The 14,661-nt window shown below is 47.8% G+C and carries 15 protein-coding genes; 6 read left to right on the top strand and 9 right to left on the bottom strand.

The window, feature by feature from the left end; all coding sequences use genetic code 11:
* Positions 1-55 precede the first annotated feature (55 nt).
* The 6 genes from rfbD to OL444_RS31115 all read right to left on the bottom strand — a co-directional run bounded on the left by rfbD (position 56) and on the right by OL444_RS31115 (position 6,077).
* The gene (gene rfbD, locus OL444_RS31140) at positions 56-922 is read right to left on the bottom strand and encodes a dTDP-4-dehydrorhamnose reductase (protein ID WP_264726714.1); all 867 of its coding nucleotides are present in this window, start codon (positions 920-922) and stop codon (positions 56-58) included.
* 16 nt (positions 923-938) lie between these two features.
* The gene (rfbC, locus tag OL444_RS31135; protein WP_264726715.1) at positions 939-1,493 is read right to left on the bottom strand and encodes a dTDP-4-dehydrorhamnose 3,5-epimerase; all 555 of its coding nucleotides are present in this window, start codon (positions 1,491-1,493) and stop codon (positions 939-941) included.
* Between the two features lie 97 nt (positions 1,494-1,590).
* Positions 1,591-2,646, bottom strand: coding sequence for a dTDP-glucose 4,6-dehydratase (gene rfbB, locus OL444_RS31130; RefSeq protein WP_264726716.1), 1,056 nt, complete (start codon positions 2,644-2,646; stop codon positions 1,591-1,593).
* 18 nt (positions 2,647-2,664) lie between these two features.
* Positions 2,665-3,609: a UDP-glucuronic acid decarboxylase family protein gene (locus OL444_RS31125; RefSeq protein ID WP_264726717.1), complete on the bottom strand. Its 945-nt coding sequence runs from the start codon at positions 3,607-3,609 to the stop codon at positions 2,665-2,667.
* 18 nt (positions 3,610-3,627) lie between these two features.
* A complete protein-coding gene (locus OL444_RS31120) occupies positions 3,628-4,941 on the bottom strand; it encodes a UDP-glucose dehydrogenase family protein (protein ID WP_264726719.1) in 1,314 nt (437 codons plus the stop codon).
* Positions 4,938-6,077: a DegT/DnrJ/EryC1/StrS family aminotransferase gene (locus OL444_RS31115; protein WP_264726721.1), complete on the bottom strand. Its 1,140-nt coding sequence runs from the start codon at positions 6,075-6,077 to the stop codon at positions 4,938-4,940. The genes OL444_RS31120 and OL444_RS31115 overlap by 4 nt, the downstream gene beginning before the upstream one ends.
* A gap of 110 nt (positions 6,078-6,187) precedes the next feature.
* On the opposite strand from OL444_RS31115, the gene OL444_RS31110 reads away from it, so the two are divergent.
* Positions 6,188-7,447 carry a 3-deoxy-D-manno-octulosonic acid transferase gene (locus OL444_RS31110; RefSeq protein WP_264726723.1) on the top strand — a complete coding sequence of 420 codons (1,260 nt, stop codon included), beginning with the start codon at positions 6,188-6,190 and terminating at the stop codon, positions 7,445-7,447.
* Here the strand turns inward: OL444_RS31110 and OL444_RS31105 are convergent.
* Entirely contained in the window at positions 7,417-8,430 is a 1,014-nt protein-coding gene (locus tag OL444_RS31105; protein WP_264726725.1) for a DUF8457 domain-containing protein, read from the bottom strand. The two genes, OL444_RS31110 and OL444_RS31105, sit on opposite strands and share 31 nt — an antisense overlap.
* An 89-nt stretch (positions 8,431-8,519) precedes the next feature.
* Here OL444_RS31105 and OL444_RS31100 point away from each other — a divergent pair, with 89 nt between their 5' ends.
* Positions 8,520-9,089: a thymidine kinase gene (locus OL444_RS31100; RefSeq protein ID WP_264726727.1), complete on the top strand. Its 570-nt coding sequence runs from the start codon at positions 8,520-8,522 to the stop codon at positions 9,087-9,089.
* Positions 9,090-9,302: 213 nt separating this feature from the next.
* On the opposite strand, the gene OL444_RS31095 is transcribed toward OL444_RS31100, so the two are convergent.
* Entirely contained in the window at positions 9,303-9,785 is a 483-nt protein-coding gene (locus OL444_RS31095; RefSeq protein WP_264726729.1) for a GtrA family protein, read from the bottom strand.
* Positions 9,786-9,862: 77 nt separating this feature from the next.
* Entirely contained in the window at positions 9,863-11,365 is a 1,503-nt protein-coding gene (gene accC / locus OL444_RS31090) for an acetyl-CoA carboxylase biotin carboxylase subunit (protein ID WP_264726730.1), read from the bottom strand.
* A 102-nt stretch (positions 11,366-11,467) separates the two neighbouring features.
* Here accC and OL444_RS31085 point away from each other — a divergent pair, with 102 nt between their 5' ends.
* The 4 genes from OL444_RS31085 (at position 11,468) to OL444_RS31070 (ending at position 14,634) form a co-directional block, all read left to right on the top strand.
* Complete coding sequence (locus OL444_RS31085) at positions 11,468-12,136, top strand: heme exporter protein CcmB (RefSeq protein WP_264726732.1); 669 nt, start codon at positions 11,468-11,470, stop codon at positions 12,134-12,136.
* A 144-nt stretch (positions 12,137-12,280) separates the two neighbouring features.
* Positions 12,281-12,943, top strand: a complete 663-nt coding sequence (gene ccsA / locus OL444_RS31080; RefSeq protein WP_264726735.1) for a cytochrome c biogenesis protein CcsA — start codon at positions 12,281-12,283, stop codon at positions 12,941-12,943.
* Positions 12,940-13,179, top strand: a complete 240-nt coding sequence (locus OL444_RS31075; RefSeq protein ID WP_264726737.1) for a CcmD family protein — start codon at positions 12,940-12,942, stop codon at positions 13,177-13,179. The genes ccsA and OL444_RS31075 overlap by 4 nt, the downstream gene beginning before the upstream one ends.
* Before the next feature lie 36 nt (positions 13,180-13,215).
* Positions 13,216-14,634 carry a Glu/Leu/Phe/Val family dehydrogenase gene (locus tag OL444_RS31070; protein ID WP_264726739.1) on the top strand — a complete coding sequence of 473 codons (1,419 nt, stop codon included), beginning with the start codon at positions 13,216-13,218 and terminating at the stop codon, positions 14,632-14,634.
* The last annotated feature ends 27 nt before the right edge of the window (positions 14,635-14,661 follow it).

Raw genomic sequence — 14,661 nt, 5'->3', positions numbered from 1 at the left:
TGACGAGGCTAAAAAAGCATCCCGCAGCGTTGGAACTGCGGGATACCGGTGTTGACTATATATTTTTAAGACATTTTATCAGACTATCCCGCCAGTAAGGAACGGTGATGCCGAAAGTCTGCCTGATTTTTTCCTTGTTTAAAACACTGTAAGCCGGTCTTTTGGCAGCAGTGGGGTATTGATCGGAAGTAACCGGGGATATGGCCGTAGTAGCCTGAGTCAGTTCTTTGATGGCTACGGCAAAATCATACCAGCTGGTTACCCCTTCATTGCTGTAGTGGTAGATGCCGCCCAGCGCCGCTTCCGGATGGGTAGCTTTGTATTGCAGGATGTCCAGCAGGGCAGTGGCCAGGTCGCCGGCATAGGTAGGCGTGCCGGTTTGGTCAAATACCACCTTCAGTTCCTGTTTTTCCTGCATCAGTTCCCGCATACGTTTCGCGAAGTTCACCCCAAATTCGGAGTACAGCCAGGAAGTACGTACCACGATGGTATCGGGATTGTAGCCCAATGCTACTGCTTCCCCGCGTACTTTGGAGCTGCCGTAGATGGTTTCCGGATCAGTATCGTCGTTTTCGGTATAAGGCACGTTTTGTCTGCCGCTGAATACGTAGTCCGTAGAGAGCTGTATCAGCTGCACGTTGTTTTTGGCGCACAGCTCCGACAGGTTCAATACGGCCTGGAAGTTCAGGAGGAACGCCGCCTCTTCTTCTGCCTCTGCTTTATCCACAGCTGTGTAGGCAGCGCAGTTAATGCAGGCATCCGGTTGGTGGGTCGCAAAATAAGTTTCCAGGGCTGCTGGTTGTGTAATATCCAGTTCTGCTGAGGTGGTAAACACCAGGTTAAACTGAGGATACTGGCTGGCTATCTGTTGGATGGCCTGGCCTAATTGTCCGTTTCCGCCGGTAACGAGAATATTTTTCATAGCAAGTAATCAGCTGTTAAAATACAAAGTTGTGGGTAATATCTGCCAGTTTGGGCAGTTGCAGGTCTTTCTCCGAGATGATCGCATCTTTCAGATCAATGCCCCAGTCGATGCCGAGGGCAGGATCGTTGTAGATAATACCGCCTTCGCAGGATTTGTTATAGAAGTCATCGCATTTATACATCACTTCTGCTGTTTCGCTGAGTACGGCGTAACCGTGGGCAAAACCTTTCGGCACCAGCAGCTGCAGTTTGTTGTCGGCGCTCAGTTCAATGGTATAAGACTGGCCGTAGGTAGGCGAGTCTTTACGCATATCCACTACCGCATCCAGGATGCGGCCTTCCAGTACCCGGATCAGTTTAGTCTGGGCGTGTGGCTCCAGCTGGTAGTGCAGCCCGCGTAATACGCCGTAGCTGGAACGGGCCTGGTTGTCCTGTACAAATTTGTAATCGATGCCCGCTTCCAGGAAGGTATTGGCATTGTAACTCTCAAAAAAATATCCACGATGATCCCCTAATACTTTTGGTTCGTAAATCAAAAGCCCGGGTATCCCGGTTTGCTGAAAACCCATAATATTGATTTAGCCTGATATAGCTGACATTAAAAATCAGGCATCTGCAGGAATTGTTTTTCGGGAGATGCCTGATTTTTACATGCAGCTATTGTAATTATCTTTTTTGGTATTGCTCGTTATAATATTGCTGGTATTCGCCGCTGGTCACGTTGTGCAGCCAGGTTTCGTTGGCGAGGTACCAGGATACTGTTTTCTCCAGGCCTTCTTCAAACTGCAGGGAAGGGGCCCAGCCCAGTTCCTTGTTCAGTTTGGAGGCGTCTATCGCATAGCGGAGATCGTGTCCTGCCCGGTCTTTCACAAAGGTAATCAGCTGTGCCGAAGTACCTTCGGGGCGACCCAGTTGACGATCCATGATGTTACACAGCAACTGAATGAGGTCAATGTTTTTCCACTCATTAAATCCGCCGATGTTGTAGGTTTCTCCGGTACGACCCTGGTGAAAGATGGTATCTATTGCCCGCGCATGATCTTCTACAAACAGCCAGTCACGTACGTTTTCTCCTTTCCCGTAAACCGGCACCGGCTTGTTGTTTTTGATATTGTGTATCGCCAGCGGAATCAGTTTTTCCGGGAAGTGGTGAGAGCCGTAGTTGTTGGAACAATTGGAGATGATGACCGGAAGATGATAGGTGTGATAATAGGCCATCACAAAATGGTCCGAACTGGCTTTGGAAGCAGAATACGGAGAACGCGGATCGTAGGCGGTGGTTTCATGGAAAAGACCTTCTTCTCCCAGTGATCCGTATACCTCATCGGTGGATACATGGTAGAACAGTTTATTGGTCAGGTCATCTTTCCACAGTTTGCGGGCATTATTCAGTAATACAGCCGTACCCAGCACGTTGGTCCGGATAAATGCCAGCGGGTCCATGATAGAGCGGTCTACATGGCTTTCTGCTGCCAGGTGAATCACGCTGTCGAACTGGTATTGTTGAAAAAGCTGATCGATGAAAGTTTCATCGGTAATATCTCCTTTCTCAAAAACATAGTTGGGCTTATCCTGAATATCCGCCAGGTTTTCCAGGTTGCCGGCATAGGTCAATGCATCCAGATTCACGATCTGGTAATCAGGATATTTGTTGACGAATAAACGTACTACATGTGAGCCAATAAAACCCGCGCCGCCTGTAATCAGTAATCTCCGCTTCATGCAAGAAAAATTAGGAATTTATTTTAATAAAGCCTGTTTGAAATATTCGTAGGTGATACGCAAGCCTTCTTCTCTGCCTACTTTAGGCTCCCAGCCCAGGATGGTACGGGCTTTGGTGATATCCGGCTGCCGTTGTTTCGGATCATCTTTTGGTAACGGATGATACACGATTTTTTGTTTGGAACCGGTTAAGGCAATGATCTCTTCTGCAAACTGGTTCAGGGTAATTTCCTGCGGGTTGCCAATGTTTACCGGTAAGTGGTAATCGCTCAGCAACAACCGGTAGATACCTTCTACGAGATCATCTACATAACAGAAAGAGCGTGTCTGGCTACCATCGCCAAATACGGTGAGGTCTTGTCCGTTCAGCGCCTGGCTCATGAATGCCGGCAAGGCACGGCCATCATTGAGTCGCATACGCGGACCGTAGGTATTAAAGATACGGATGATGCGGGTGTCTACGCCATGGAAGTTGTGATACGCCATGGTGATGGATTCCAGGAATCTTTTCGCTTCATCGTAAACTCCTCTGGGGCCTACGGGGTTTACATTACCCCAGTATTCTTCTGTTTGCGGGTGTACGTTGGGATCGCCATATACTTCGGAAGTAGAAGCTACCAGGATACGCGCTTTCTTTTCTTTTGCCAGGCCAAGGAGGTTGTGCGTGCCCAGGGATCCTACTTTCAGGGTCTGGATAGGCATTTTCAGGTAGTCGATGGGGCTGGCCGGAGAGGCGAAGTTCAGGATGTAGTCCAGTTTTCCGGGAACGTGGATAAACTTGGTAACATCGTGGTGGTAGTATTCAAAATCCGGTGACGGAAAGAGGTGTTCAATGTTTTTGATATTACCTGTGAGCAGGTTGTCCATACCAATCACATGAAACCCTTCTTTTATAAAGCGGTCACACAGGTGTGATCCGAGAAAGCCGGCAGCACCAGCTATCAATACTCTTTTCTTTTCCATTTGTCAGGTCTAAAAGATTTATGATAAAACGGCTGTACGGCCTACGCTTTCGTAATGATAACCCAGTTCTTTCATCCGGTGTGTTTCAAACAGGTTTCTGCCATCAAATATCGCCTGGTTTTTCAGGCTGGCAGAAATCTTATGAAAGTCCGGTGTACGGAATACGCTCCATTCAGTAGCGATGATCAGGGCGTCTGCATTTTCCAGGCAGGTATACTGGTGTTCTGCATACGTCACTTTATCGCCAATGAGCTGACGTACATTGGGCATCGCTTCCGGATCAAATACGGTCACGGTGGCGCCGGCAGCTACCAGGGCATCGATGATGTACAAGGCGGGTGCTTCCCGGATGTCGTCTGTATTGGGTTTAAAGGCCAGTCCCCACAGGGCAAAATGTTTTCCCTGGAGATCGTCTTTAAAGTAGGATTTTATTTTAGGAAGCAGGAACAGTTTCTGTTGCTCGTTGACATCCATAACCGCGTTCAGTATTCTGAAATCATACTGGGCATCCTGGGATGATTTTACCAGTGCCTGTACATCTTTCGGGAAACAGCTGCCGCCATAACCGATACCGGGAAACAGGAAACGTTTACCAATACGGTCATCGCTGCCAATACCGCGGCGTACCATGTCTACGTCGGCACCCAGTTTTTCACACAGGATGGCGATTTCGTTCATGAAGGAAATTTTGGTTGCCAGGAAAGAGTTAGCAGCATATTTGGTCAGCTCCGCAGATTTTTCATCCATGAAGATGACCGGATTTCCCTGTCTTACAAAAGGCGCATACAGTTCTGCCATGACTTTACGGGCTCTTTCAGATTCCGTACCAATCACTACGCGGTCTGGTTTCATGAAATCGTCTACCGCAACGCCTTCCCGTAAAAATTCGGGATTAGACACCACATCAAAAGGCGCTTTACTGTTTTTGGCAATGGCCGCAGTTACTTTTTCGGCTGTGCCTACCGGTACGGTGCTTTTGTCTACAATTACTTTGTAGTCGGTCAGCAACTGGCCCAGCTGATCTGCTACGTTCAGTACAAAAGACAGGTCTGCCGCTCCATCCGCTCCCGGAGGAGTGGGTAACGCCAGAAAGATTACTTCCGCATCTTTAATCCCTTCTTCCAGGCTGGTAGTAAACGTTAAACGCTCTTCCTTCAGATTCCGCTCAAACAGTTTCTCCAGACCCGGCTCATAAATGGTAATCTGGCCGGAGGAGAGCTTTTGTACTTTGTTGGCGTCAATGTCTACACAGGTTACTTCGTTGCCTGTTTCGGCAAAACAGGTACCGGTTACAAGTCCTACGTAACCGGTGCCTACTACTGTAATCTTCATGCGGGGTGATTGTTTAGAAATGATTTGACTGATTGAATAATGTGATCTAATTGATCGGTGTCCATTTCAGTGTGTATCGGTAAGGAAATCACCTTGCTGGTGAGGGAATCGGTTACGGGTAAGTCAAATGCATCGCTGCCATATTCCGCAAACATTTTCTGGCGGTGGGCAGGTACTGGATAGTAGATCATGGAAGGCACCTGTTTTTCTGCCAGGTACTTTTGCAGTTCATTTCTGTCGGCACCATTCAGCTGGAGGGTATATTGGTGAAATACATGGTAGCTGTAAGGAGCACGGTATGGTGTGGTGATCTGTGGTACGTCTGCAAACGCAGCATCGTAGGCATCAGCTACGGCACGACGGGCTTTGATGTATTCGTCCAGCAACGGCAGTTTAATGCGCAATACAGCCGCTTGAACGGTGTCCAGGCGGGAGTTGCAACCTACCACATCGTGGTAGTAGCGGGCAGACTGGCCATGGTTGGCTACCATGCGGATCTGTGCTGCCAGCTGGTCGTCGTTGGTAAAGATCGCGCCACCGTCGCCATAGCAACCCAGATTTTTGGAAGGGAAGAAAGAGGTGCAGCCAATATGACCGATTGTACCGGCTTTTTTGGTGCTGCCATCTTTGAAGGTGTAGTTGCCGCCGATTGCCTGTGCGTTATCTTCGATTACATACAGGTTATGTTTGTTGGCTACTTCCATCAGCGCTTCCATATCGGTTACATGACCGTACAGGTGAACGGGTACAATGGCTTTGGTTTTAGGAGTGATGGCCTTTTCCACCTGTGCCACATCGAGGCAGTAGGTTTGTGGGTCTATATCTACAAAAACAGGTTTCAGTCTTAACAGGGCAATTACTTCTGCCGTGGCAATAAAGGTAAATGAAGGGGTAATCACTTCATCACCCGGTTCCAGCCCGAGGGCCATCATGGCAATCTGTAACGCGTCAGTACCGTTGGCGCAAGGAATGACGTGCTTCACGTCCAGGTATTGCTGCAGTTCACCGGCAAATTGCTGTACGGCACCACCGTTAATGAAAGCGGCGTTTTCCAATACTTCCTGGATGGCAACATCTACCTGGGATTTAATCTTAGTATACTGGCGTTTCAAATCCACCATCTGAATAGGAACCATATGAAATGTATATTTTTATTTTGTTTAAAGTGTGCAAATTTACAAATTTTGGGAATGGCTGGGGATTATCTTTGCAATACATTAAAAATTAACTTAAAGCACACTGGCGGATGATAGCAACAGGAATTTACAACACAGGGCTTCAATTATATAAAGCAGGTGTGCAGCTGGCTGCCCTTGCCGGAAAAGTAAAAGCACAGCGCTGGCTGAAAGGCCGGCAGGACTGGCAATTACGGATGCGGCAACAGGGGGTAGGTACCAGCCCGGTGGTATGGATACACGCCGCTTCCCTGGGTGAATTTGAGCAGGGCAAGCCGGTGTTGGAAGCTATCCGGGCGCAATATCCACAGTATAAAATTTTGTTAACTTTTTTTTCCCCTTCCGGCTATGAAGTCAGAAAGGATTACAAAGGCGCCGACTATGTCTACTACCTGCCGCTGGATACCCGGGGCAATGCCCGCGATTTCCTGGACATCGTAAAGCCATCGCTGGCCATCTTTATCAAGTATGAATTTTGGTATCATTTCCTCACGGAGCTGCATACACGTCGTATTCCCACGTTGCTGGTATCCGGTATTTTCCGGGAGAAGCAGGTGTTTTTTAAAGCCTGGGGCGGCATGTTCCGCCGCCTGCTGCAACAGCTGACACATATTTTTGTACAGAACGACGCTTCCCTGGTATTACTCCAAAACATCGGGCTAACGCAGGTAAGCCGGAGCGGCGATACCCGCTTCGACCGGGTAGCCGCCTTGCTGACAGAACAAACATCGTTGCCGCTGATCGACAATTTTGCCGCCGGGCAGCAGCTGGTGGTGGCCGGCAGCTCGTGGCCATCAGACGAACAGGTGCTGGCTACGTGGTGGCATAGCCGGCAGCAGCCGGGGTTAAAGCTGATTATTGCCCCCCACGAAATTCATGATGCTCACATTGAAGCCATTGTGGCGCTGTTTCCCACGGCCGTGCGGTATACGGCGCTGAAAGCAGGCGCTGTACCGGCAGACGTGCTGATTATCGATAACATCGGGATGTTGATGGCATTGTATCGGTATGCCACGCTGGCCTATGTAGGCGGCGGATTCGATAAAGACGGTATCCACAACCTGCTGGAGCCGGCCGTTTACAGTAAGCCGGTGATTATAGGGCCGGAATTCAAAAAGTACTTCGAAGCTGTGGAGCTGGTGGCGGAAAAGGGAGCCTTGGTGGTACAGGATGCGGAAACCTTACGGAGCAGCGTAGATGCTTTGTTGTCGGATAAAAATTATTATCAGCAAACCGCCGCTATCGCGGGTAACTATGTGGCAGCCAATACCGGCGCCACGCATAAAATTCTGCAGTATATTCAGGAAAAACGTTTTCTCAGCAAAGCATAGAATTGTTGTACCAGGTGGTGATCATCTTCCCAACCCTGTATGATCTTGATCTCGCGCTGGAGCCAGTAGTCGGCTTCCTGTAGCGAGGCACATTCGTTGAGTGTTTTGATGGAACGTTCGTAGAGGTCTTTATCGCCGTGAAACAGTTCCTGTATGAACTGGTATTTATCGTTGATACCAATGCCTTGCCGTAGGTCCATTACCGGCAGATCGCCCAGTTTCTGCGCTACTTCTACCTGTTGCATCCGCAGCCGGTCGTTGAGCGAGGTGACTTTATTACCTACCAGTTCGTTGAGATCTTTCCGGATGCCGTTGGTAGCCGTACTATGGCCATTGGTAGCGGGTGCGGTGTCGATCTGATCGAAGAGGGTAGCGGCTTTTGCCGGTTTGTGTGGTTCCGGTACTGCGGTCGGCTGACTGGCAGCTAAGGTCGGAATGGGTTGTGCTACTACAACGGGTTCCGGTTTGGCGGGTACGTCGTCGGGAGCAGGTGTTGTGATGATAGGTGGCAGATTCGCGGCCAGTGTTGGAATGGGTTGTGCTACTACCACAGGTTCCGGTTTGGCAGGTACGTCGTCAGCTGTCGTAACAGGTGACTGGCTGGCTGCCGGTATAGGCACGGGTTCCGGTTGGGCAGGAACGTTTTCCGCTTCCGGAGCAGGCGTTACCGTTATAGGTGCAGCTGCCGCGGGAGTGTGCGTAAGTTCCGGAGAAGTTGTGGGAACAATTGCCGGTTCATTTGCGGTGAATGTTGTAGTTTGCGCCGCGGTGGTTACCGGCATCGTTATGATAACAGGTTGCTGCGCCGGCATAATAACCGCTATCTGGCTTTGACCCGCCTGGGTTTCCTGCTGATGTTGTTTATTACGGGCATGCATAATCTCTGCCTGCAGCAATTGTACATAATAGGAAATTGCTGACAGGTCCGCCCCGGAATTTTTTAATTCCTGTAATTTTTCAATTAATGCATTAATCTTCTCCATGCCTTAATTGTTAACGCTGTGTGAGAGAAATTATTTTATTTGCATAAAATTAGAATATTTTAATTAATTAATAATCAAATTAGTATAATATGTTTATTGAACCTTCTCTTGCAGGAGGACGGAGGGGCTGGATCGAAGTAATTTGCGGCTCTATGTTCTCGGGAAAAACCGAAGAACTCATCCGCCGGCTGAAACGGGTACACATTGCCAATCTGAAGGTAGAAATCTTTAAACCGGCGGTAGACACCCGTTATGATGAAGGTAGTATCGTGTCGCACGATGAAAACAAGATTGTGTCTACGCCGATCGAGAATTCCCAGCAGATATTGTTACTGGCGCAGGAAGTAGATGTAGTAGGGATTGATGAAGCCCAGTTTTTTGATAATGAACTGCCCAATGTATGCGACCAGCTGGCATTGCGCGGTATCCGGGTGATTATTGCCGGCCTGGACATGGACTATACCGGCAAACCATTTGGCCAGATGCCATTTTTGCTGGCCAAGGCAGATTATATTACCAAGCTGCACGCCATCTGCGTGAAATGCGGGCATATTGCCAATTATTCCTACCGTAAATCTGCGGTGAAGGAAACTTTGCTGCTGGGCGAAAAAGATTTGTATGAACCGAGATGCCGGCATTGTTATTACGAGCAGCAATAAGCAGAGTAGTTTACGGAAAATATTACCGGAGAGGTGATGCAGCATAGCATCGCCTCTTTTATTTTTAGCAATCAGGTGGTTACCTGGCTGGCTGTTTCATCAGAACCAGATCCTGTTAGGCAGGATGATCAGCTGCGATAAATAATGGAAGTCGTTAAAAACAAGATGCACCCACCGGAAGGCGGGTGCATCTTGTTTTATATACAGCGCGATTTAACTCGTTTGTTTCACTTTAAAGGTGAATTTTTTCTGGGTGAGATAACTGAAGATCACCACCAGTACTGTCGTACATATTTTTCCGACGGTAGGAAACAGGTGTAACCTGTCTACAAACAGTTTCATGAGCACATAATTCAGCATAACGCAGATGCCTACCAGTAAGAAGTAACGGAACAGTTGTATCCGGCCACGCAGGTTGGAATCTGAAAACACCACAAATTTACTCAGCAGGAAGCCGGTAGGGAAAGTGACCGCCATCGACATGAACAGCGCGGCAATATGGGCGCTGATACTGATAAATGGCAGCTGTACCATTTGTTGGTGTAAAATGAAATTGTAGCATATGAAATACAGAAATATATCCAGCGCGGTATTGCTGCCACCACATGCCAGGTAGCGGAAGGTTTGCCGCGGCATTATCTTGGCAAAAGGTTGGTAGAAGAAATCAATAATCTGTAATATAAGATTCTGTATCATCAAAAAAAATTGGCGCAAAGTTACTCGTTTTCTGTTTTGCAGAAAACAATTTGAATAAAGTTAACAGCCTATTTGGTTTATCTTAACGTATTTCTTTTTTTCCAGGCGGATGATTTTATCGTTGTATCAGTTACCTGTTGTAAAGATATGTTTTGTTCCTGCCACACTTGTGCAGCCAGTATAGCCGCCAGTTTATTGACGGTTTCAGATGCCTCCTGGAGTGCCTGCGGCGTAAAATATTTCGCGATAAAGTTGGTGTCGAAGTGACCTGTGATAAATGCGGGTTGCTGTAAAGCCCATTGTCCGAAGGGCAGGGTGGTGCGGATACCTTTTACCTGGTACTCTTCAATGGCGCGGAGGAGGCGGTGCCGGGCCTCTTCGCGGTTGGCTCCCCACGCAATCAGCTTGGCGATCATAGGATCGTAGTAAATAGGGATATCCATGCCTTGCTCGTAGCCGTCGTCTACCCGTACGCCGTAACCCTGTGGCCGGATATAAGTTTCCAGCTTACCGGTATCCGGGAGGAAGTTGTTGGCCGGATCTTCCGCACAGATACGCAGTTCAATCGCGTGACCGTTGATCTGCAGGCTATCCTGCGTAAACGCCAGGGTTTCCCCACGGGCTATTTTAATTTGTTCCTTTACGAGGTCCAATCCGGTGATCAGTTCTGTTACCGGATGTTCTACCTGCAGGCGGGTATTCATTTCCAGGAAATAGAAGTTGAGTTGTTCATCTACCAGAAACTCCACAGTACCGGCGCCATAGTAGTCGCAGGCTTTGGCTACGTTCACTGCGCAGGCGCCCATCGCCGCCCGGATTTCCGGGGTCAGACAGGAAGACGGCGCTTCTTCAATCAGTTTCTGGTGGCGGCGTTGTATCGAACATTCCCTTTCAAACAGGTATACGCAGTTCCCGTGCTGATCGCCCAGGATCTGGATTTCGATATGACGGGGAGAACCCACATATTTTTCTATGAATACCGCATCGTCGCCGAATGCGTTGAGGGCTTCACTTTTAGCCATCCGGATCTGTTCTTCCAGTTCTTCCGGATTATTGACTACCCGCATTCCCTTACCTCCACCACCGGCAGAAGCTTTGATGAGAATCGGGAAACCTGTTTTCTTTACTACTTCGCGGGCTTCTTCCACGCTGCGCAGCGGCGTTTCGGTACCGGGTACCATGGGTACCCCGAATTTCTGCGCGGCCTGTTTGGCGGCCAGCTTACTACCCATTACTTCAATGGAAGCGGCAGAAGGGCCTATGAAAGTAAGTCCTGCATCGCTGACCTGTTGGGCAAAGCGGGCGTTCTCACTTAAAAAACCGTATCCGGGGTGGATACTGTCGGCTCCTTTTTCTTTTGCTACTGCTATGATTTTATCTCCCAGCAAGTACGATTGGTTGGACGGCGCCGGCCCAATACATACTGCTTCGTCGGCATATTGTACAAAAGGCATCGTACGATCGGCTTCGGAGAATACCGCTACAGTTTTGATTCCCATTTCCCGTGCTGAACGCATGATCCGTAAGGCTATTTCTCCGCGATTGGCGACAAGGATTTTATGTATACCTGATTTTTTCATATAGTTATTAACAAGTGGCTAATATAATTATTTAATAGCAGAAAGCGGTTCATTTGCTGTGGAAGTAAGGCTGATTGCTTTTACCTATCTTTGCGCCTGACCATGAAAAAAAATCGTCCCATACATCAGACATTGACCCTCGTGAAAAAGGACCTGTTGCTGGAATTGCGCCAGCAGTATGCGTTTTATGGGGTATTGCTTTACATTGTATCTACCGTGTTTGTTATTAATCTGATGATGGGCCGGCCGGACGATAAAATCTGGAATGCCCTTTTCTGGGTGATACAGCTGTTTGTATCGGTGAACGCCATTGCCAAAAGTTTTATGCAGGAAAGCCGGGGCCGGTTACTATATTTCTATTCCCTGGTACATCCCCGTTGTTTTATAGCGGCCAAACTGATTTACAATGTTATCCTGATGGTGCTGATGAGCCTCATCTCGCTGGGATGCAGCCTTATTTTCCTGGGCAACCCCATCATCAACCCCTGGTATTTTATCGGGATGGTATTGCTGGGAGGTATCAGTTTATCGTTGTTATTCACCATGCTGGCGGCTATTGCGGCCCAGGCCAATCATAATGCCGCCCTGATGGCGGTAATGGGATTCCCCCTGATTATGCCGGTACTGATGTTGCTGGCCAATATTTCCCTGTCGGCTTTTGTGACCGTATTTCAGCCAGACCTGCCTAAAATGTTCCTGCTGCTGGGAGGGATGGATGTACTGATAATAGCGCTTACCATGATTCTTTTCCCCTTCCTCTGGAAAGACTAAATTAGAAATATCAAATAAAATGCTCACTTCTGTAAAGGATATTTAACGGGGTTTTACTGCTGTTGGATAAACTTAAAATCCCTGAAAATCTTTGTGATTAGCGCTAAAACGTGTAGGTTTGCCCCCGAATATAGCTGTTAAAAAATGGCCAGACATTGGTGGAAAGCATTAGCGATACTGCTTGTTTTATACGTAATTATCGCCGGGTTCACAGTTAAGATACCAATCATAGGAACCAACGGACAATCTTCACGCGGATTGTTTTTTCATGTGCCGATGTGGATATGTATGTATACCATGTTTGCTGTGTCCGTCACCAACTCCCTTCTTTACCTTACCAAATATGACCTGAAAAGAGACGTATATGCTTCCAGCGCGGCAGGCATCGGTACTTTCTTCGGGATATTGGGATTTGCAACAGGTACCCTGTGGGCTACCTACACCTGGGGAGGTACCCTGACGGATGATCCCAAACAGATGTGTACGGCGATTGCCATCCTCATCTATATGGCCTACCTGGTATTACGTTTATCGATTCATGATATCGACAAACGGGCACGGATATCCGCAGTTTTTAACATTTTTGCATTTGCATTACTCATTCCACTGACCTATATTATCCCCCGAATGGTCGATTCTTTGCACCCGGGGAGTGCCAGCACACCCGGCTTTGCTTCAAAAGATACGGATGGCGGCATGAAAATGGTACTGTATCCGGCCTTTATCGGATGGACTTTATTAAGTGTGTGGATTTACTCGCTCGTAGTACGCTACAAGAAATTAGAGCTTAAAAATATTTTTAAATGATTAACAAAGCGTTTTCATTTTGCCTGACATGGGCACTGTTGCTTATATCAGTACTGGCAAATGCACAACAGCAAGACACCGAATCCGGAGCTGTCAACCAGTTTTTCCGCAGCAACGGTAAAATTTATGTGATAGTAGGCGTTTTAGTGATCATCTTTTTGGGTATTGTGTTGTTTCTTATTAACCTGGACAGAAAGATCAGTAAACTGGAGAAAAGAGAAAAAAACAATCTGTAGACAAGTAATCTAATCGTTATACCAAAACAATAAATTATGTCGCAAGATCAGCATTATAGCTTTTTCCAAAGTGTGGAAAGAAGTTTCGACAAAGCAGCTGCGTTCACCAAATGGGACAAAGGTATCCTGGAGCAGATCAAAGCCTGCAACGCCGTTTATCAGATTAAATTTCCGGTTAGAATCGGCGATACCGTTCAGGTAATTGAGGCATACCGTGTACAACACTCTCATCACAAACTGCCTTGTAAAGGTGGTATCCGTTTCAGCGATGAAGTAAACCAGGATGAGGTAATGGCGCTGGCGTCCCTGATGACTTATAAATGTGCTATCGTAAACGTACCTTTCGGTGGTGCGAAAGGTGGTCTGAAAATTAATCCCCGCAACTATACTCCCTTCCAGCTGGAAGCTATCACCCGCCGTTACACAGCGGAGCTGGTAAAGAAAAACTTCATCGGACCTGGTACCGACGTTCCTGCTCCTGACTACGGAACCGGCGAAAGAGAAATGAGCTGGATCCTGGATACCTATATGAGCTTACGTCCGGGTGAAATTGATGGTTACGGTTGCGTTACCGGTAAACCTGTTTCTCAGGGCGGTGTACGTGGTCGTACCGAAGCTACTGGTCTGGGTGTATTCTACGGTCTGCGCGAACTGTGCAACATCAAGGAAGACATGGACCGCTTAGGCCTGACTACCGGTATCGAAGGTAAAAGAGTAATTGTACAGGGTATGGGTAACGTAGGTTACCACGCTGCGAAATACTTCCACGAAGCTGGTGCAAAAGTTATCTGCCTGATCGAGTGGGATGGTGCTATCTTCAACGAACAGGGTCTGAATCCTGACGAAGTACTGCAACACAAAAAAGCTACCGGCTCTATCATCAACTTCCCGGGTGCTTCCAACCTCAACAAAAATACAGATGGTCTGGAACTGGATTGCGAAATCCTGATCCCTGCCGCACTGGAAAACGTAATCGATAAACACAACGCGCCTAATGTAAAGGCTAAAATCATCGGTGAAGCCGCTAACGGTCCGTTAACGCCTGAAGCAGATGAAATCCTGAACAAAAAAGGTGTGATCGTAGTACCGGATATGTTCCTGAACGCAGGTGGTGTTACCGTGTCCTACTTCGAATGGCTGAAAAACCTGAGCCACGTACGCTATGGTCGTCTGGGCAAACGTTTTGATGAGAATATGAACATTCATATCCTGCAAACCATCGAAGACCTGACCGGTAAAAAAGTATCCGATAAAGAAAGAAAATTCATTGGTCACGGTGCGGATGAAGTGGATCTGGTATATTCCGGTCTGGAAGAAACCATGCACACTGCCCTGCATGAAGTACGTGATGTAATGATCGCTAACCCACAGATTCACGATATGCGTACTGCAGCTTATGTATGCGCTATCAACAAAGTGGGTGCTGCTTACGAGCAACTGGGTATTTTCCCTTGATAATTCGTTACTTTATTATAATAACAA

Origin of the sequence: Chitinophaga nivalis, assembly GCF_025989125.1 — a bacterium.
Lineage (GTDB): Bacteria > Bacteroidota > Bacteroidia > Chitinophagales > Chitinophagaceae > Chitinophaga > Chitinophaga nivalis.
The sequence above is the reverse complement of the archived record's forward strand: the minus strand, read 5'-3'. Positions and strand labels throughout refer to the sequence as shown.